The 19,548-nt window shown below is 60.9% G+C and carries 16 protein-coding genes and 1 pseudogene; 5 read left to right on the top strand and 12 right to left on the bottom strand.

From position 1 onward, the window contains the following. Positions 1–509: 509 nt before the first annotated feature. The 3 genes from GQA94_RS22240 to GQA94_RS22250 all read right to left on the bottom strand — a co-directional run bounded on the left by GQA94_RS22240 (position 510) and on the right by GQA94_RS22250 (position 2,305). On the bottom strand, positions 510–857 hold the full coding sequence (locus GQA94_RS22240; RefSeq protein WP_063542205.1) for a hypothetical protein: 348 nt from the start codon (positions 855–857) through the stop codon (positions 510–512). Positions 858–1,119: 262 nt separating this feature from the next. Beyond that, entirely contained in the window at positions 1,120–1,611 is a 492-nt protein-coding gene (locus GQA94_RS22245; protein ID WP_044315039.1) for a hypothetical protein, read from the bottom strand. Positions 1,612–1,759: 148 nt separating this feature from the next. Next, positions 1,760–2,305 carry a hypothetical protein gene (locus GQA94_RS22250; protein WP_040137966.1) on the bottom strand — a complete coding sequence of 182 codons (546 nt, stop codon included), beginning with the start codon at positions 2,303–2,305 and terminating at the stop codon, positions 1,760–1,762. A 172-nt stretch (positions 2,306–2,477) separates the two neighbouring features. On the opposite strand from GQA94_RS22250, the gene GQA94_RS22255 reads away from it, so the two are divergent. From GQA94_RS22255 to GQA94_RS22265, 3 genes are all read left to right on the top strand, one after another. Then, complete coding sequence (locus GQA94_RS22255) at positions 2,478–2,918, top strand: LexA family protein (RefSeq protein ID WP_080902098.1); 441 nt, start codon at positions 2,478–2,480, stop codon at positions 2,916–2,918. Between the two features lie 76 nt (positions 2,919–2,994). After that, a complete protein-coding gene (locus GQA94_RS22260; RefSeq protein ID WP_040137971.1) occupies positions 2,995–4,116 on the top strand; it encodes a hypothetical protein in 1,122 nt (373 codons plus the stop codon). A gap of 101 nt (positions 4,117–4,217) precedes the next feature. Beyond that, positions 4,218–5,399 carry a DUF4113 domain-containing protein gene (locus GQA94_RS22265; RefSeq protein ID WP_423835466.1) on the top strand — a complete coding sequence of 394 codons (1,182 nt, stop codon included), beginning with the start codon at positions 4,218–4,220 and terminating at the stop codon, positions 5,397–5,399. Between the two features lie 6 nt (positions 5,400–5,405). Here GQA94_RS22265 and GQA94_RS22270 read toward each other — a convergent pair whose 3' ends face one another. Next, the gene (locus GQA94_RS22270) at positions 5,406–6,308 is read right to left on the bottom strand and encodes a DNA-binding protein (protein ID WP_019406702.1); all 903 of its coding nucleotides are present in this window, start codon (positions 6,306–6,308) and stop codon (positions 5,406–5,408) included. 361 nt (positions 6,309–6,669) lie between these two features. Between GQA94_RS22270 and GQA94_RS22275 the strand changes: the two genes are divergently transcribed. After that, the gene (locus GQA94_RS22275; RefSeq protein ID WP_019406703.1) at positions 6,670–8,154 is read left to right on the top strand and encodes a DEAD/DEAH box helicase; all 1,485 of its coding nucleotides are present in this window, start codon (positions 6,670–6,672) and stop codon (positions 8,152–8,154) included. A gap of 323 nt (positions 8,155–8,477) precedes the next feature. On the opposite strand, the pseudogene GQA94_RS22280 reads toward GQA94_RS22275, so the two are convergent. The 3 genes and pseudogenes from GQA94_RS22280 to GQA94_RS22290 all read right to left on the bottom strand — a co-directional run. Beyond that, positions 8,478–8,801 (bottom strand): annotated as a pseudogene (locus tag GQA94_RS22280) (DUF4158 domain-containing protein); the annotation flags it as partial. A gap of 359 nt (positions 8,802–9,160) precedes the next feature. Continuing rightward, positions 9,161–10,141 carry an IS5 family transposase gene (locus tag GQA94_RS22285; RefSeq protein ID WP_047882739.1) on the bottom strand — a complete coding sequence of 327 codons (981 nt, stop codon included), beginning with the start codon at positions 10,139–10,141 and terminating at the stop codon, positions 9,161–9,163. Between the two features lie 106 nt (positions 10,142–10,247). Continuing rightward, positions 10,248–11,141 (bottom strand): integrase, encoded by an 894-nt coding sequence (locus GQA94_RS22290; protein WP_047883032.1) that lies wholly within the window; start codon positions 11,139–11,141, stop codon positions 10,248–10,250. A 564-nt stretch (positions 11,142–11,705) separates the two neighbouring features. On the opposite strand from GQA94_RS22290, the gene GQA94_RS22295 reads away from it, so the two are divergent. Next, on the top strand, positions 11,706–12,140 hold the full coding sequence (locus GQA94_RS22295) for a hypothetical protein (RefSeq protein WP_003291593.1): 435 nt from the start codon (positions 11,706–11,708) through the stop codon (positions 12,138–12,140). A gap of 539 nt (positions 12,141–12,679) precedes the next feature. On the opposite strand, the gene GQA94_RS22300 is transcribed toward GQA94_RS22295, so the two are convergent. From GQA94_RS22300 to bktB, 5 genes are all read right to left on the bottom strand, one after another. Further along, the gene (locus GQA94_RS22300; protein WP_047883033.1) at positions 12,680–13,624 is read right to left on the bottom strand and encodes an electron transfer flavoprotein subunit alpha/FixB family protein; all 945 of its coding nucleotides are present in this window, start codon (positions 13,622–13,624) and stop codon (positions 12,680–12,682) included. Beyond that, on the bottom strand, positions 13,624–14,373 hold the full coding sequence (locus GQA94_RS22305; RefSeq protein ID WP_042909930.1) for an electron transfer flavoprotein subunit beta/FixA family protein: 750 nt from the start codon (positions 14,371–14,373) through the stop codon (positions 13,624–13,626). Before GQA94_RS22305 ends, GQA94_RS22300 begins: the two co-directional genes overlap by 1 nt. Positions 14,374–14,451: 78 nt before the next feature. Continuing rightward, a complete protein-coding gene (locus GQA94_RS22310; protein ID WP_047883034.1) occupies positions 14,452–16,230 on the bottom strand; it encodes an acyl-CoA dehydrogenase in 1,779 nt (592 codons plus the stop codon). A gap of 19 nt (positions 16,231–16,249) precedes the next feature. Further along, on the bottom strand, positions 16,250–18,355 hold the full coding sequence (gene fadB, locus GQA94_RS22315) for a fatty acid oxidation complex subunit alpha FadB (RefSeq protein ID WP_047883035.1): 2,106 nt from the start codon (positions 18,353–18,355) through the stop codon (positions 16,250–16,252). After that, on the bottom strand, positions 18,355–19,542 hold the full coding sequence (gene bktB / locus GQA94_RS22320) for a beta-ketothiolase BktB (RefSeq protein WP_047883036.1): 1,188 nt from the start codon (positions 19,540–19,542) through the stop codon (positions 18,355–18,357). Before bktB ends, fadB begins: the two co-directional genes overlap by 1 nt. Positions 19,543–19,548: the final 6 nt, after the last annotated feature.

Genomic DNA, 19,548 nt, shown 5'->3' on the forward strand with positions numbered 1-19,548 from the left:
AAAAAAGATTTAAAAGGGCAGGTGGTTGTGGACAAGGCGGGATCGAGCCCCGGCCTGGGGCCTGATACCACGACCCTCACCTCCTGCGAACCAACTTTGCCAGCTAGCAGCGACAGGGCATCCCTACCAGGGGAAGAGCGGACCTTGGCTGCTCAGCACCTCAGATCAGGCAACTATGGAGCACGCAAATTTGCGAGCAACGAATGCTGCTTTGCATGCGGGTTCCCAGTGAAATCACAATTCCAGCCCCAAGCAGAGTAGGGCGGTCAGAACAGCGCCAACTGACCGCACATCGGAGCGATATCAATCCACGTTTCGCCGTCAACCTTGTGGGATGCAAATAAAGTTTCATCCTTAGAAATAAAGTGTCATCCCGAGCAATCGGGTTCTGGCCTTGTCCGCCCCCTGGAACCCCCAATGATTGCGGCCTGCAAGGCCGCAATCAGGGAGGAAATTAGCAAGGTCACAATAGAAATCAACGACTTACGATTTCAGGTAAGGATGACACTTTATTCGCATGGCTCCGGGGTTTTCCGACCATTTGAAGGCCGCTGCGAGGCATTAGGATGAGACTTTAGGTACAGGTCGGGCAGTGAGCTTCCCAGCCAGCCCAGCAAATCGTTCCCGTTAGGATGAAACTTTATTTGCATCCCACAAACCTTGAAGCCGAACGCCATCAGTGCGGCAGCGCAAGCTTTACCGGACACAAACCCAGCCGCTTCGGAGGACTCTGCGGTTGCCAACAGCACCTGACCGCAGAGATTTGAGGTGAAAACACCGACATACATCATGTGTCCGCCATACGCCTGCCAGCTCGCAACGTATGGTCGCTGGCCGCTAACACGCTCAATCGTCATCTCGATGCTTCCTGGTTCGGCAGTCGGATCAGATCCACACGATTAGGATCTTCCCCGCCATTCGGGAAAAACAGGTTGAACTGAACGATGGCGGTGGTCCCTTCCGAGCGCAGCTGGACAGTGGTCTGCCAATGGTCCGTTTGTTCACCGGACCAGGGCGCAACCTCGACCACCTCTTTTCCATGGAAGCATCCCCGCAGTACCAAGGAGGCGGCACTGGTACGCCGCCCGAGCAAATGGAATCGATCAAGGGCCACTGGCACTACCACTCGTAGGTCTTCAGGACATCAACGGCATCCCAGTCCCGATCCAGGCGCACCCAGCCATCGAGCCCCTGACGCTTGAGCCACTGGCGAATATCAGCGGCACACTGCGGCAGCTCTGCTTCCAGCCCCTCTTGCTCCAAGAAGCGAATGAACATGCCAGCGCCGTAATTGGCGACGATGGCCCAGCTACAGGCGTCCGGCTTATCGCTCAGCTCTTGAGCAGTAGCTTGGTCCAGGTGCGCAGTCGAGATAACGGGCATCGCCATCATGTCGAACCGGCCTTCAGTGATACGGACGCGGTGAGAGTGATCTTCGAGAGTGGCGGGCGTGTCACCAGTGACCAGGCCCTTGCCTGTGATATCGCAAACGATCTGCTCAAGATTGGCGTACAACTCGCCTCGTTGCATGGCGATCCCAGTGGCCTCCTCATCACCACCATTCGGGTTGACGGTGCCGCTGAAGATCAATGAAAAGTTGAGGGGTTGCATACGGGTGTCCTCGCTGTTTGGATTGCTTCCAGGCTATCGCTGACCCGAAGAAACCCAAGCTGAGCCGGCGCGCCTTTGCTTAGCTACCGGCAGCGAGGGCCGTACATGCCTACAAAACCCAGAAGAAAATTCCTCCCTGAAAGCGGTTCTATGCAGGTTGCTCGTTCGGGTTCTTGACCAAGTGCTCAAACAGCACACGCGCGGAAAAAACTTCCAGTTCGGCGGGCGTAATGGGGGAGGGGTGAGGTGCTGCACCTGGCTTCAGAATTCGGGTGCCCTGAGCGGTATGCCAATCGAAGACCATGAAGTGCAGCGATAGGCCACCTTGAAGCCTTGGCAAAGCCTTGAGCGTTTGGGTATGGCTGGCATACAGAGCCAAAGCCAGCGCCAGATCACGGGAGGAAGCCCGATCCCGTTTTTCTGGGCGCAGCGCATCGTAATGAGACAAGGCGCCCGCTAGCACATCAACTGGGCTGAGCCCGGCAGCATGCTTCAGCATTTCGCCCGAGCACATAGCGCGATACCCCTCAGGTGTCAGCTGAGCAACCAGACGCGAGCCCTGCGGAATGCTGTAGGAATAGAGCCAGAAGCCTCCCGAGGACGTAACATCTTCCTGACCGGCGTCCAGCACCCACCCAGCGCTCTCAATTTGGGCCGCAAATTTGCGACCGCGTGCTTTTCCAGCCTCGTCCATTGGTGACTCCGCTGTGATTATTTGCGGGGCCAATCCCCGCGAGAACAGGCTTGCATGGAACCGGCGAAACCCAAGGCGAGCAATCACTGGAATTCCCAGGGGAAAAACTCGTTTCAGGATTCAGGCTGCCGCACTAGAATACTGTCTGTATGTACAGTATTGGTTTCGCATCATGATCCCGCTCACTGCCAAGCTCTCGCCAAGCGCCTCAAGTCAACCGCTCCCCCTGGCTGGGCCTGTGAGCTGCGGGTTCCCATCGCCTGCGGCCGACTACGCGGTACCGGATCTATCGCTCGATGAGCTGGTGGGTATCAGGCCGACCAGCTCGATTTTCCTCTTCCGCGCGTCAGGGGACTCAATGCTCGGAACCGGCATCCGCGACGGCGACATCCTGGTGGTGGATAAGGCGAAGGAGGCCAAGGTCGGCGATGTGGTGCTGGCCATCATCGGATGCGAGTTCACCGTCAAGGAGCTGGCCAAGGATGAACAAGGCAATTTCTCCCTCGTGGCCACGAACCCGGCGTATCCGCCGATTGTGCTGGGCGAGGCAGAAACCTTGGAGGTGTGGGGGGTGTGCATCTGGGTGTTGCGCCAGATGGGCGCCGCCAGATGAGTTGCGGGGGGTTGGGTTTATGCTGGATTATGCATAAAATGAATAATTATTCAGAATCGCATAAAGGTGCATATTCATGACCACCAAGGATCGTCTGCACTTCCCCCGACACGCGCTGGCCGAGTCCATTTTGCTGGGCTTCGAGAACAACATCCAGACTGCAACGACCATTTTCGCTCCGCGTCGAAAAGGCAAGACCACGTTCGTGCGCAACGATCTCATTCCGATGGCCAGAGACAAGGGGTTTCTTGTTGCGACCGCTGACCTATGGCTGGACAAGGATCACCCGGAGCGAGTTATCGCGCGGGCATTGCAGGAGGCCATTCATGGCACCGGCTTTGTCCGGCGCACCTTGCTACGGTTTACGAGGCCCGGTCAGGTGATCAGTGGCGTGAACGCCGGTGCCGGCACGGACGGAGTATCCATTGGCCTCGATCTGGCGGACGACGCGGGGCTTGTTCTGCCCGAGCTGTTCGAACGATTCAGCCAGCTCGGCAAAGGCAAGGCGCTGCTGATCATCGACGAGGTTCAGCACCTCGCCACGCGCAAGGAATTCGAGACGTTTACCGCCACGCTGCGCACGCTACTGCAGGGCGCGCAGGGTGAAGTCTATGCCGTGTTTACCGGCTCTTCGCAGCATGGCCTGGCGCGCATGTTCCGGCGCAGCAAAGCCCCTTTCTACCAGTACGGCTCGGAGGTCAGTTTCCCGGAGCTGGGTATGGAATTCGCGCAGCACCTTGCCGCCTTGTATTTCGAGGCCACCGGCCGAACCTGGGAAGCTGCCGAGGCGTTCTCGCTGTACGTGCGGCGGGGAATGATGCCCAAGCATTTGCGCGAGATTTACAACCTGAGCCTGACGCAAAACCTGCCCGTAGTTGAGGCGGATAAAATCGTCTGGGCTTCCATGCTGGACGAAGGCCAGTTTGCCACCCTGATCGAGAGCTTGGCTCCGCTGGATCAGGCATTGCTTGTGGGCATTCTCACTGGCGAATCCTTGTTCTCGGCTGAATACCGCAAGAGGCTCGGTGATGAACTCCCCAGCGGAATAGCGCCTACGACGACTCAGGTGCAGTCAGCGCTCAAACGCCTGCAGCGAGCCGAACTGATCGGTAACCTCGACCACGGCAGTTGGAGCATTGAGGACGGCGCCTTGCAAAGCTACCTGCGGCGGGTTTTGCTGGACGATGATCAGGACTGACCCCGCTGGCTGGCTGCCATGACTATCGCCTTGATCGACGCCAACTCTTCTACTGCTCGGCGCAGATCCTGTTCGAGCCGTGGCTGCGTGACTCTGCGGTGGTGGTCGCCAGCAACGGGGATGGATGTGTGGTCAGCCGTAATGACCCGGCCAAGGCGCTCGGCATAAAAATGGGCCAGCCGGTATTCGAGCTGCGCGACCTCGAAGCCCGAAATCAGGTGAAGATTTTCTCCTCGAACTACTCGCTCTACCAATCGCTCAGCAACCGCATGATGGCCATCCTGGAGGAGCATTCGCCTCGAATCTCCCCGTACTCAATCGACGAATGTTTTTCGTGGCTCGATGGTATTGCCGACCCGGAGGCCTGGGGCCGGCAGGCGCAGGCACAAGTGATGCGGCGCATTGGCTTGCCGGTGGGTGTTGGCATCGGCCCCACCAAGACGCTCGCCAAGCTGGCCAACTGGGCGGCGAAGAGATGGAAGGCCAAGACGGGATGCGTGGTGCTGCTGACCGACCCTTCGCGACAGGAAAAGCTACTCCGCTATGCGCCGGTTGGAGAGGTTTGGGGGATTGGCCGGAGGTTGAGCGCGAGACTTGAATCGGAGCTGAGCATCAAGACCGCCTGGCAGCTGGCCAACGCCGATCCGAAGCTACTGCGCCGCTACTTCAGCGTCTACGTCGAGCGTACCGCGCGCGAGCTGTGCGGTATCCCATGTTTTCCCTTTGGCGACACAGGGCCGGAGCGCAAGCAGCAGATCATCAGCTCACGGACATTCGGGGAGAAGATTTACCGCTTGGAATCCCTGCGTAGCGCCGTGGCGCATTACACCTCGGTTGCTGCTGCCAAGCTGCGCGGCCAGGGGAGTTTGGCAAACTGCATTCAGGTCTTCGCTCAAAGCAGTGCCTTTGCCCCCGGCGAGCGCTTCAGCGGAACGCGGATCATGGCGCTGCCGTACCCGACCGATGACACACGCGATCTGGTTGCAGCAGCGCAGCAAGGGCTCGGCGCGATGTTTCGTGAAGGTGTGGCTTATGCCAAGGCCGGTGTGATCCTAAGTCAGTTCGTCGAGCGGGGTGCCATCACCGGCGACCTCTTCGCACCGGCGCCGCGCAGCGGAAGCAAGGCTGTCATGCAGGTGATGGATGCGATCAATGCCAGACAGGGCAGGGGAGCTATTCGCCTCGGCAGCGATCATGAGGGCGGCGGATGGGTGATGCGGCAGAGGCTTCTGAGCCCGTCCTACACCACCTCCTGGCAGGAATTACCCCAAGCGCGCTGCTGAGGGCGCCTAGCCCTGCTCACCGTTCTTTGCTGGCTTCTTCTCAGCGCGAAGCTCCTTCAGCTCTTCCTTCAGCTCGCTCAAGCTGCCCCTGGCGGTTTCCAGTTCTCTGCTGGTGGACTCAAGCCGCGCCTGCACGGCCTGCAGAGTGATTTGGGCCTGGTGGGCATCGCCATTGGCACGGGCGGCTGCCTCCTGAGCTGCTGCCTGCTGCTGGCGTGCCTCACGCTCGCGCTCTTCTGCTGCCGACACACGCTGGATAGCGGCATCGAGCTTGGCGGCGGCGACTGCCGCTTGTTGCTCTGCCGACTGCTTACCGGACAGTGCCTCGTCGAGCGCGGTGCGGAGCCGTTCCACTTCCCCTTCCAGGCGAGGCATGGATTCGAGCCGCAGTTCGGCGCGGGCCAGGGCGTGCTGCGCCGTCTCTGCCACTTCTCGCTCACGGTTTGCCCTGGTGTCGGCTGCCTCCACCTCTTCCTCGGCTTCACTGCGCACGCGCTCGATTTCCTCGCGGATCTCGCTGATGGTCCCTGCCTGCTGCTCGACCTTGGCGCGGGCTTCGTCCAGGGCGCGGAGGGTCGTGGCCAGCTGCTCGGCCAGCTCGCTGTTTTCCTGCTGGCACAGTGTCAGGGTGTCCTCGGCCTCGTTTGCGCGCTCATCGGCGCGAACAGCGGCTTCGCCGGCTGCTGCGCGGACTTGCTCGGCAATGAGCTGGACGATGCGAGGGTCCAGCTGGATCTCCGGCGCCGCCACTGAAGGCTTGCGTGCACGCCAGCTGGCGAGCAGTGGGGTGATCTGGTTTGGGGAGCCCCCACCAAGGTGATCGCGCACGGAGCGCACAGAGACGCGGTTGCCTGAGGCCTCAAGGGCATCTGCTGCAGCGAAAACCCTATCCGGTGTGATGTTGGCCATGGTGTGCTCCGAAACGTAATAACAGATAACGAATAACATGATACCACATAACGTTATCTATGCTGTGATTTTATGAGGTGATGAAACACAGCCGTGCTACTGCAGGGCGGGTTGCTGATCTGGCTTTGCTCGTGCACTTATCGCAGACGCGTATGCGGGGCCGGCGTGGGGCGAGCCCAGTGCTCAGGTAGGCGCCGCAGATCTCGCGAATTGCCGATACAGCCCATAGAGGTGCCCGTCGCGCCGGGGACCAGCCGTGGGCAGCGAACCCGAGAAATGGTGTGCCGGCACTCCTCAGCCGGCCGGGCTTGGGTTTCCCAGAAGCGGTGTTCTCCTGATGTCAGCACTTCAGGGAGGCACCATGCAGCTCAGGGCTTACCAGAACGATCAGGTTTCAGATTTGCGCGAGGGAATCCGCCAGCAATTCCTCGTGCAGATGCTCATGAGCCCTACCGGCTCGGGCAAGACCGAGGTCGCGAAATACGTCATCGCCAATGCGGCGGCAAAGCAGAACAAGGTCTGGTTCATAGTCGATAGCGTCAAACTGCTTGATCAGACGCTTGCGCGCTTCCACGCCGATGGCATATATGCCGGCGCTATTCAGTCGAATCACCCGTGCACCGACTACTCGAAAGTGGTTCAGGTGGCAACGGTTCAGTCACTCGGGCCGCGCCTGGACTGGTTGCTGCGAACTCAGCCGCCCAAGCTGGTGGTGATCGATGAGGCGCACGTCCTGTTCAAGGCGCATCAGGATCTGATCCAGTGGTGCCGCAAGAACAAGGTGCCGGTGATCGGATTGAGCGCGACGCCGTTCAAGCGGGGGCTCGGCAAAATCTATGACCGTCTGGTCAATCGCATCAGCACTAAGCAGCTGACAGACCAAGGCTTCCTAGTCCCTGCCGAGTGTTACGCCCCGCATGTGCCTGACCTGAAAGGTGTAGGAACATCGACTGGCGGTGACTGGGCTGAAGATGAGCTAGCCCGCGTCATGGGCGGCGCCGATATCCTCGGGGATGTCGTAAGCCACTGGAAGCAGCTGGGCGAGAACCGGCAAACACTGGTCTTTGCCTGCAATGTCCATCACGCCAAGCAACTTGCCGAGTCGTTCTTCAATGCGGGCGTAATGGCCGCGCACATCGACGGATACATGCACTCTGACGAATCCGACGAGATTATTCGGCTCTACAAGTCTGGCAAGATTAAGGTGCTGGTTTCAGTCGGGATGCTAGCCAAAGGGTTCGACGACCCCCGGACCTCGTGCATCGTGATCGCCCGCCCGACCAAGAGCCTGATGTTGCACTACCAGATCCTGGGACGGGTTTTGCGGATATTCGAAGGCAAGACCAACGGCATCATCATCGATCATGCGGGGAATCTTCTGCGTAACGGGCTCCCCACTGACCCGCTACCAGACCGGCTCGACATGGGTGACGGTGACCCGGTAGATCGGGCCAAGCCGGATAACAACCCTGACAAGGAAGCTAAGACCAAGCCGTGCCCAACCTGCAGCTATGTGATGACCGGCTTGATCTGTCCCCGCTGCGGGTTCGAGATCAAGATCGACGCCGGCGTGGAGGTAGCAGCTGGCGTTCTGGTTAAATTGGCAGACCGCAAGACCAAGCTGGCCCCGAACACGAAGCAACACGCTTACGCAGAGCTGCTGGGGTATGCCCAGATGAAAGGCAAAAGTCCCATGTGGGCGCAAGGCGCCTATCAGGCGTTCATGGCTGAGCCAATCCAGCGCGAGTGGGTGAACACGGTTGCGTCGGTGCCGCCAGGCGAGCCGATGCAGCAATGGGTCAAGGGCTACAACGTAAGGCGTGCGAAGAGTAAGCGGCGCGCATGAGGGCCTTGGGATTTTCCCTACCAGGGGCAAGCTATCTGCAGTCAATCGGCATCAAGGAAATTGCTGTGCACTGCTACCAGAAGCGACTCACTGCTTACGCACTTCTAATGGCAACACTCACTGGTTGCGCCAACCACGCTGCGCCGAGCAGCGTGCCGACCACCCAAGCGGCGCGAGATGCCGTCACCACACCCGCTCGGCCGATCCCGGTCTAGGGTGCGTGCCGAGATAAGGGAAAATTTCACTCACTTCCTCTCTAACCTTTTGATCCATAGGTGAATTCTACGCTCGAATACATTGGGCGTGCCGACATACGCTACCCTCGTCACACCGAGGCGAACTCGGATCGCGTTCATGTGGCGATATTGCTGGAACCACTTGTATTCCGCGAGTTTCACCTTGCTACGCTGACCCAACTCTCCGCGAATGAAATCCACCAGTTGATCAGGTACGTCGGTGATATCAGGAAAATACCGGAGCACCTGAAAGGTCTTGAGGAGAACGGCGAGATTGAGGTGAAAAGGGGCCTTGGACTTGCTTCGTACCCATTTAATCTCATCATCTGAGAACGAAAAATCTCGCTGCAGCTCAGCTTTTGAATACGCCTTTGGCAGAGTGGGATACGCCGTACGCTCTAATGAAGCCATAGGAACTCCTTTTCTGAGGAGTCAGAAAAGATAGTCCACGATCAGAGGCTGTGCGGTCTATTTGGTAAATTCTCTTGGCATCAACACGTTACGAGCGAAGTGAGTGAATTTTCCCTTCATCTCGGCATGACCCGGACTACCCATCATTACGGCGGAGCGACATGTTGATGAACGCTTGTGACTGGGCAGCTAGGCCAGCCAAGTAAGCGCCTAGGGATGGTCTGAAGTAGTCCTGTATTTTCAGTCGACTTCAGCCGTCGCCGATTTTGAAAGCGGCAAACCAATCAAAAACGATCAGATCACCCGCTCATTTCAGTGTTTCGGCCGCCGCGATAACCTCGCAGCGGCCATTTCCCACATTACAGGCGCACCTCTCCCGCATTCGTCAGCAAATGCCGGCGCACCATCCACAGGTTCGACAGCGCGAACAGTGTCACCAGCTGTGCCGTGTTCTTCGCCAGGCCACGGAAGCGTGTTTTCACATAGCCGAACTGGCGCTTGATCACCCGGAACGGATGCTCGACCTTGGCACGCACCTGGGCCTTGGCTTTCTCGATCTTGCGCTTGGCTTTGTACAGCGCGCTGCGCTTACTCAGCTTCTTGTACGTACTACGACGGGCCGCGATCTGCCAGATCACCTCACGGCCTTCATGTTCCGGGCGCTTCTCTACGCCGGTGTAGCCCGCGTCGGCACCGACCATGTTTTCCTCACCGTGCAGCAGTTTGTCGACCTGGGTAACGTCTGCAACGTTGGCTGCCGTCCCCACCACGCTGTGCACCAGGCCGGACTCGTCATCAACGCCGATATGCGCCTTCATGCCGAAGTAATACTGGTTTCCCTTCTTGGTCTGGTGCATTTCCGGGTCACGCTTGCCGTCCTTGTTCTTGGTCGAACTTGGCGCATTGATCAGCGTTGCATCGACGATAGTGCCTTGGCGCAACGACAAACCTCGGTCACCTAGGTAGCCATTGATCACAGCCAGGATGCCGGCAGCCAGTTCGTGTTTCTCCAGCAGGCGGCGGAAGTTGAGGATGGTGGTTTCATCCGGAATGCGCTCCAGGCTCAGTCCGGCAAACTGGCGCAGGATGGTGGTCTCGTACAGCGCTTCCTCCATCGCAGGGTCGCTGTAGCCAAACCAGTTCTGCATCAGATGTATGCGCAGCATCGCCATCAACGGGTACGCCGGACGACCACCCTCGCCTTTGGGGTAGCGCGGGTCGATCAGAGCGACCAAACCTTTCCACGGCACTACCTGATCCATCTCGATCAGGAACAGCTCTTTGCGGGTCTGTTTGCGCTTGCCGGCGTACTCGGCGTCGGCGAAGGTCATCTGCTTCATCGGAAAACTCGGCGGGTGGAGTCCGGACATTTTGCCAAAATCAGGAAGTCTTCTTCAGAGTTTCCCTAAGGAATTCATGATTGTCCGCTGAAATGACCACATCACCTCAGCGGTCAGCGACCTCAGACCTACGATCCAAGTCTCGCTGATCATTAAGGGCCACGACGTCCGCACGCATTCGAGCAGGCACTGTATCTCTCACCTTTGAAAAGTCAGCATCGCTTGCAGGCTTAACCTTAACCGCTTCTGCATGTCCAAATCTTTTATCGCCATAGCGGCTAATCGAATCGGTAGCCTGGTGCCCCATGACGTATGCCATTTCTATTGCGGACATGCCTGAGGCTTTCAGATTTGAGCCGAACTGGTGACGAAGTGTGTACATACTCGGCACCTTCCTCCTACCGAATAGCTCAGTAGCGACTTGGTGAAGCGCAATGCGTATAGAATCCATACTGCGCGGCTGACATTTAAAAGCAGCGAGAGCGTTTCTCAAGATATTGCAGACGTCTCCATCAGCCTCAAGCGTTCGGCTAGCGCCGCGTAAACCTTTGTGGCTAAGCTTCGCACCAGATATATGGATGCGCCGGCCATCAATGGAAATTCCGTTAAGCTCGCATGGTCGCGCTCCGGTAAGAGATATCACCATTAACGCTCCCGCTTCGACAGGCATATCTCGTTCAGCCAGACACCGTAGCCACGTCTCGAAATCAGCGGAAGAAAGCTTCTGCGGACGTCGCTGTTTTTTCTTTCGCGGCAGATTTAACACAGTGACCGGATTGAGCGTCCGATTGATTTCTTGGGCAGCCCAGAAATTGCCTCGACGCTTTTGATCAAACGCCAAAGCGTTACGTAAGCGCCGATAATAGTCCGGGCGGTAATCAGGAGCCGCCCGAAGCAAAGCACCAATAATATTGAGCTCATCAAGCTCAACGCCCTGCATTCGAGTCGCATAGAAGTTACTGGCCAAACTGATGTAGGCGCTTTGAGTCTCTGCATTCATAATATTCTTCTTATTATTTGGTGACACATGCCACACAATCAATTATCGCAAATACGAAAACAAAAAAACAACAGCCAAAACATTATTTTTATATAACCCAAAAGCCAAGTATTGCAAAGGCGAAAAAATTCTATCATTTCTATATCGCATTCCGGACTTTGGTTCGTTGGCCAAGGACGCACCATGTTACCTGACCCCACAAGACGACCCGCCGGGAGCAGCACATAGACCGACTGAACAGCGCTGGGTATGAGCAGGTGCTTCCACTCTTTCAGCCGATTCACATTTTAAAATGCGAGAACCAAGTAGAGTAATTTTAAATTGCGCTCACAGCCTGGGGCGGCGACGGACTGGCGCAATCGCTTACCGAGACACCACTGCCCACGACATACTGCTTATGCCACTTTTAAATTATGGGTTTTGGGCCGGACACTCACTAGATAGCCAGCCGAACGGCCTCCGGGGCGTTAACCATGGGCTGTATAAAAATACAGTATAGCCTATTGCCTTTTTTAAGCGGAGCAACTTAGAATAATGAACAGAACAACAACCTGAGGAAAAAACATGTCTATCCTAATTCTTAACCGCGAGCGCGACGAAGTCGGCGGTCAATACCTAGTAGCAAGCATTCACGGTGTGGAACACTGCGTATCACTTGATGATGACTATCCGGAGCAAATCCCAGATTCAGATGATATAGTCCACCGCATTAATGCAGATGACTTCAATGAGCTTTCAGAGAAGGTACGCTCCTACGTGCGCAAGCACAGCATCGCCCCCATTCACTCACTCGATGACGTTAGGCTGCTTGCGATGCAGCTCGGCGATATGAAAGCAAAGACCTACGAAATCGACGAAGAAGGTCTTGGCCTCACGCTCCGCGACTGTAACATAGATAAAGGTGTACGCACCCTAGTTCGTAAATTTAATAGCACATATCAGGCATATCGCTGGCTGACCGAGCAACTGGATATTTTGGATTTCAATGCGCCACGGTAAGCGTGCAAGCGCTAATGTCCCGCCATTGCATTCCTAATCAAAAGCCGCATGCAACCGAGGCGCGCTATAGATAAAGACGTTTATTGACTAAATTGGCTTCAATGCGACTCGGTTAGACGTTGGCTTTATTGTAGCTCGCCTGATTAACTTGAAGGCTGCTCACTTCAAACCTTTACTGTCTCGGTAGCCTTTCATTTACTAATACCCGGCAACCGACGCACGCTTAAAGATTGCACCAACAAAAGCGCATGGATTATGGTTCATCTACAGCAGAAGTACCGTCATCCAGTATTTCCGCCTCGAGGCGCCCCATATAACCATTAAGCAATACTATAGCCAGCAGACAACATAGCGGAGCAAGTGCTTGCTCCGCAGAGAGTTGCGAAGACCGTCGTCAATTCGTACACCACCGTATTTCCCTGAAACAACCGTTAGTGGTCTATTTCTCAGGACAGGCAAAGGAACGCAGACAGCCGCCTAGTTCGCCTATTACCGTTGGCTACAGGCCGATGGTTTCGATTAATGATACCTACTTCGACTCAGACGAGCTTTTCCAACTCCGGCAGGATCTCGAACAGATCCCCGACCAGGCCGTAGTCGGCGACCTGGAAGATCGGCGCTTCCTCGTCCTTGTTGATCGCGACGATCACCTTGGAGTCCTTCATGCCCGCCAGGTGCTGGATCGCACCGGAGATGCCGACGGCGATGTACAGCTGCGGCGCGACGATCTTGCCGGTCTGGCCGACCTGCATGTCGTTCGGCACGAAGCCGGCGTCGACCGCGGCTCGCGAGGCACCGACTGCGGCGCCGAGCTTGTCGGCCAGCGAGTACAGGTGCTTGAAGTTGTCGCCGTTCTGCATGCCGCGGCCGCCGGAAACGACGATCTTGGCCGCGGTCAGCTCCGGACGGTCGGATTTGGCCAGCTCTTCGCCAACGAAGGCGGACTTGCCGGCGTCACCGCTGCCGGAGACCTGCTCGACGGCCGCTGAGCCGCCCTCGGCGTTCACCGCGTCGAAGCCGGTGGCACGCACGGTGATGACCTTGATCGGGGCGCTGGACTGCACGGTGGCGATGGCGTTGCCGGCGTAGATCGGGCGCTTGAAGGTGTCGGCGCTTTCGACGGCGATGATCTCGGAGATCTGGTCGACCTCCAGCAGCGCCGCCACGCGCGGCAGGAAGTTCTTGCCATTGGTGGTGGCCGGAGCCAGCACGTGGCTGTAATTTTTCGCCCCACTTTCCCCTACAAGCTGCGCGATCAGCGGCGCGACGTTTTCCGGCAGCTGATTGGCGTAGGCCGCGTCGTCGGCGACCAGCACCTTGGACACGCCCTCGATCTTGGCCGCCGCTTCACCGATGGCGCCGCAGCCGCTGCCGGCGACCAGCACGTGGATGTCGCCGCCGATCTTGGTGGCCGCCGCCACGGTGTTCAGGGTTGCAGCCGCCAGGACCGCGTTGTTGTGTTCAGCGATAACCAGGATAGCCATCAGATCACCTTCGCCTCGTTCTTCAGTTTCTCGACCAGTTCAGCCACGAACTTGACCTTGATACCGGCGCTGCGGGCAGCCGGCGCTTCGACCTTGAGGGTCTTCACGGTCGAGGTGGTGGTCACGCCCAGCGCCTCGGGCGTCAGGGTTTCCAGCGGCTTCTTCTTGGCCTTCATGATGTTCGGCAGCGACGCGTAGCGCGGCTCGTTCAGGCGCAGGTCGGTGGTGACGATCGCCGGCAAGTTCAGCGCGACGGTCTGCAGGCCGCCGTCGATCTCGCGGGTGACGTTGACCTTGTCGCCAGCGACTTCCACCTTGGAGGCGAAGGTGCCCTGGGCGTAGCCGGTCAGCGCGCCGAGCATCTGCCCGGTCTGGTTGTTGTCGCTGTCGATCGCCTGCTTGCCGAGGATGATCAGTTGCGGCTGCTCCTTGTCGACCACGGCCTTGAGCAGCTTGGCGATCGCCAGGGAATTGAGTTCATCAGCGGACTCGACCAGCACGGCGCGGTCGGCGCCCAGCGCCAGGGCGGTACGCAGCTGCTCCTGGGCAGCGCTCGGGCCGACGGAGACGACCACGATTTCGCTGGCCACGCCTTTCTCTTTCAGGCGCACGGCTTCTTCCACGGCGATTTCGCAGAAGGGGTTCATCGACATCTTGACGTTGGCCAGGTCAACGCCGGAGTTGTCCGCCTTGACGCGGACCTTGACGTTGTAATCGACCACTCGTTTGACGGCGATCAGTACTTTCATGTGGAAAACCTCTCGATCTCACGGGAGCGGATGCCCGCCGCCCAGCCGGCGGGTAAGGCGAGCACCTGCCGGGTCGGTTCAGAAAAGCTCTTCGACGAGCGCCATGGTGCTGTGGCTACCGGCGAGCACGCTGGCAAGCAGGGCGCCGGTGCGAGGCAGCAGGTGGTCGGTGTAGAAGCCCGCGGTGACCAGCTTGGCCTCGAGAAAGGCGGGATCGCCGCGCCCTGCGGCCAGCGCGGCGGACGCGGCCAGCGCCGAGCGCGCCATGGCCCAGCCCCCGCACAGGTAACCCAACAGCATCATCAGGTTGAAGGCGACGCTGCCGGGCAGCGCGGGATCGCTTGCAGCACCTTCCAGCAGGTACTGGCGCGCTCGCCGTGCAGCTGCCAGCGCCTCGGCCAGCGGCGCCGCCAGCCTGCTGCAGCGCGCATCCTGGCGCAGGTGGCCGAGGGTCGTGTCGATGTCATCGAGCAGCTCGGCCAGCAACGCTCCTTCGTTGGCGAGGGTCTTGCGCCCTACCAGGTCCATCGCCTGGATGCCGTTGGTGCCCTCGTAGATCGGCAGGATGCGCGCATCACGGAAATGCCGCGCAACACCGGTCTCCTCGACATAGCCCATGCCGCCATGAACCTGCACGGCCAGCGAGGTCACCTCCTGCGCCAGCTCGGTCAGCCATCCCTTGATGATCGGCGTGTAGAGATCCACGCGGCCCTGGCGGGCACGGTGGCTGGCCGGGTCGGGCGCATGGCGGGCGCGGTCCAGTTCGGACGCCGCGAGCAGCGCCAGGGCGCGCATGGCCTCGGTCGAGGCCTTCATCTGCATCAGCATGCGGCGCACATCGGGGAAGCGGATGATCGGGTAGCGGCTGCCGTCGCGCTGGGTGCCCTGCAAGCGCTCGCGGGCATAGCTGCGGGCGTCCTGCCAGGCGCGTTCGGAAATCGCCAGGCCCTGCAGCCCCACGGCCTGACGCGCGTGGTTCATCATCGTGAACATGCAGGCCAGCCCGGCGTGCGGCTCGCCGACCAGGTAGCCGATCGCCCCGCCCTGCTCGCCAAAGCTCATGGTGCAGGTCGGGCTGCCGTGGATCCCGAGCTTGTGCTCCAGCGACACGCAGCGCACATCGTTCGGCTCGGCGGCTTCGCCTGCGGCGTTCGGCAGGAACTTGGGCACCAGAAACAGCGAGATACCCTTTACGCCAGCAGGCGCATCCGGCAGGCGAGCAAGCACCAGATGAATCACGTTGGATGTCATCTGGTGGTCGCCCCAGCTGATGAAGATCTTCTGCCCGGTGATGCGGTAGTGCTCGCCTTCGGGAACCGCGCGCGCCTTGACAGCCGCCAGATCGGAGCCGGCATCCGGCTCGGTGAGATTCATCGTGCCGGTCCACTCGCCGCTGACCAGCCTGGGCAGATAGCGTGCCTGCAACGGTGCCGACGCATGATGCGCCAGTGCCTCGATGGCGCCCTGGGTCAGCAGCGGGCAAAGCGCGAACGCCATGTTCGCCGCGTGCCAGACCTCACTGACCGCGGTCCCCAGCACATTCGGTAGCGCCTGCCCGCCAAACGCCTCGGGCGCGGTAAGCGAACACCAGCCCCCTTCGCTGAACAACCGATAGGCGTCGGCGAAACCGGGCGCCTCCTTGACGCCGTGCTCGGTCAGCCGGACGCCTTCCCGGTCGCCGATCGCGTTCAGCGGCGCCAGCACTTCGGCGCCCAGTTTTCCCGCCTCGGCCAGCACTGCCGCCGCCAGCTCGCTGTTGATATCGCCCAGGCCAAGCTCGGCGCATAGGCGCTCGAAGCCCAGTACTTCATTGAGCACGAACTCGGTGTCGCGGTACGGATGGACGTAATCGGCCATGTGCGTTTCTCTCGGTGCGTTAGTGGTAGCGCTGGCCGCTGTGCAGCCGCGCGCGGAACTCGTCGGTGAGTTGGTACAGCCCGCCGTGGTGTGCATGGCGCCTGGCGCGGGCGGCGAACTCGGCGAGCCCCTGGTTCTGGATGTAGCGCAGCGCGCCACCGCGAAAGCGCGGGAAGCCGAGGCCGAGCACCAGGCCCATATCCGCTTCGGCGGCACTGGCGACGATGCCGTCTTCGAGGCAGCGCACGGTTTCCAGGCACAGCGGGATCATCAGCCGGTCGACGATGTCCTGGTCGCTCACCTCGGCGCCCGGCGTACCCAGCAGCGCCCGCGCCTCGGCCGACGGCTCGCGCTGGCGCCGGCCCTGCTCATCGGTGCCGTAGAGGTAGAAACCGCGGCCGTTCTTCTGGCCCAGGCAGCCGGCCGCGAGCAACTGCTCCATCACCGGCTCGCCGTCATGCCCCATGCGCCCGGGGTAGCCCTCCTGCAGCACCCGGTCGGCATGCACCATGGTGTCCAGGCCGATCACGTCGGCGAGATAGGCCGGGCCCATGGGCCAGCCGAAGGCTTCCATGACCCGGTCGATACGCTCGAAATCGACACCGTCCTGCAGCAGCCGGTTGAAGCCGTTGAAGTAGGGAAACAGCACCCGATTGACCAGAAAGCCCGGGCAGTCGCCGACCACGATGGGCGTCTTGCCCAGCGCCAGGGCGAAGGCCACGGTGCGCGACAGCGTCGCGTCGTCGGTGTGGCGACCGCGGATGACCTCCACCAGCGGCATCATCGGTACCGGGTTGAAGAAGTGCATGCCGCAGAAGCGCTCGGGGTGGCGCAGCCCTTCGGCCAGCCGGTCGATGGAAATGGTCGAGGTGTTGGAGGCCAGCACCGCGGCGTCGGCCACCAGCCCCTCGGCTTCGCCGAGCACCGCGGCCTTGACGTCGGCCCGCTCGACCACCGCTTCAACCAGCAGATCGACCTCGGCGAAGCCCTGCCAGTCCATCGTCGGGGTGATCCGCTCGAGGATCGCCGCCTTCTGTGCCTCGCTCAGCTTGCCCTTGGCGACCTGCCGGTCGAGCTGGGCGGTGGCGGTGCGCATGCCCAGCTCCAGCGCCTCGGCACGGATGTCCTTCATCAGGATCGGCGTGCCGCTGGCCGCCGCCTGGTAGGCAATGCCGCCGCCCATGATGCCAGCGCCGAGCACTGCGGCGCGGCGCACCGGCGCGGCACCTTCGGCATGCCGACGGGCCTGCTTGCGCACCGCCTGATCGGCGAGGAACAGCCCGACCAGCGAGGCCGCCTCGGGCCCACGCGCCAGGGCCACGAAGGTCTCGCGCTCGACTCGCAGCGCCTCGGCGAACTGCAGCCCGGCGTGGGTCTGCACCGCGGCGAGAATCGCCTGCGGCGCCGGGTAGCGCGGGTCGAGCGTATCGCCACGGGCGGCGATGCCGTCCGGCACAGCCACCGGCTGACGCTTGCGTGCGCGCCAGGCCTGCCAGTCGCCGCCCTCGGCAACCTCACCGAGCAGCGCCAGCGCCTCTTGGCGCAAGGTTTCTGGGGGCACCACACGTTCGGCGACACCGGCCGTCAACGCCGCCCCGGCCTTCCGCGGCTTGCCCTCGAGCAGCCAGTCCAGCGCATCGGCCACGCCGACAAGGCGCGACAGCCGCACCGTGCCGCCGAAGCCGGGGCAAATGCCAAGGGTGACTTCCGGCAGGCCGACCTGCGCATCCTCGGCCAGCACCCGGTAGTCGGTGGCCAGCGCCAGCTCCAAGCCGCCACCAAGGGCGAACCCGTTGATCGCGGCAACGCTTGGGTAGGGCAGCGATTCCAGGCGCCCGAGGCTGTCCAGCGCCTGCTCGATCCAGGCGTGCAGCGCGCCCTCCCCGGCCTCGAACAGCGCGGGGAATTCGCTGACGTCCGCACCGACCACGAACGCCGGCTTGGCGCTACGCACCAGCAGCCCGCGCAACGCGGTGTGCTCGAGCACCTCCAGCGCCGCGCGCAGATCCGCCAGGGTGGCGCGGTCCAGTTTGTTGACCGACGAGCCGTCGAGATCCAGCACCAGCTCGGCGAAGCCGTCGCCAAGCATTTCCAGGCGCAGCGCCTGCCCTTGATAAAGAGTCATCAGAGGCGCTCCAGCAATGCGGCGATGCCCTGGCCGCCACCGATGCACAGGCTGACCACGGCGAAGCGGCCGCCGCTGCGGTGCAGCTCGTGCACGGCCTTGACCATCAGGATCGCCCCGGTGGCGCCGATGGGGTGGCCAAGGGAGATGCCGCTGCCGTTGGGGTTGACCTTTTCCAGCGGCAGGTCGAGCTGCTGCACCACCGCCAGCGCCTGTGCCGCGAACGCCTCGTTGAGCTCGAAGAAATCGATATCGCCGATCTCCAGCCCGTTGCGCGCCAGCAGCTCGCGCACCGCCGACACCGGGCCGATGCCCATGATCTCGGGTGCCACGCCGGACACCTGGTAGTCCACCAGCCGCGCCATGACCTGGTGGCCGTTGACCTCGGCGTAATCGCGGTCCATCAGCAACAGCGCCGCGGCGGCGTCGTTCAGGCCAGACGCGTTGCCCGCGGTAACGGTGCCGCCCTCGCGCTTGAACGCCGGGCGCAGAGCCGCCAGCTCTTCCGGCGTGCAGTCGTGGCGCACGTGCTCATCGGTGTCGAACGACCGCGTGCCTTTGCGGGTTTTCAGCTCCACGGGGACGATCTGCCCGGCGAAGCGCCCCTCGGCGATGGCGCGGGCCGCCCGGCGGTGGCTTTCCAGGGCGAGAGCGTCCTGCTGCGCACGGCTGATGCCGTAGCGCTCGGCGACGTTTTCCGCCGTGATTCCCATGTGATAACGGTTGATCGGACAGGTCAGCGCGCCAACCATCAGGTCGAGTGTCTGGCCGTCTCCCATCCGCTGGCCAAAGCGGGCCGCGGGCAGCAGGTAGGGCGCGCGGCTCATGGACTCGGCGCCGCCCGCGATCGCCGCTTGGCAAAGGCCGAGTTGAAGCTGCTGCGCCGCACTGATGACCGCTTGCAGGCCGCTACCACAGAGCCGGTTCACCGACATGGCGACGCAGCGCTCGGTCAGGCCCCCTTCCAGCGCAGCCACCCGCGAGAGATACAGATCGCGCGACTCGGTCGGCAGTACGTTACCGAACACGCAGTGCCCCACGCTCGCCGGGGCCACGCCGTAGCGCTTGACCGATTCGGCAACCAGTTGGGTTGCCAGCTCACTCGGCCTGGCGTCTTTGAGGCTGCCGCCGAAATCCCCGATCGCCGTGCGCAAAGCGCCGGTGATCACCACCTCTCGTAGTTGCATGGAAGG

Origin of the sequence: Stutzerimonas stutzeri (assembly GCF_009789555.1) — a bacterium.
In the GTDB taxonomy this organism is placed as follows: domain Bacteria; phylum Pseudomonadota; class Gammaproteobacteria; order Pseudomonadales; family Pseudomonadaceae; genus Stutzerimonas; species Stutzerimonas stutzeri_R.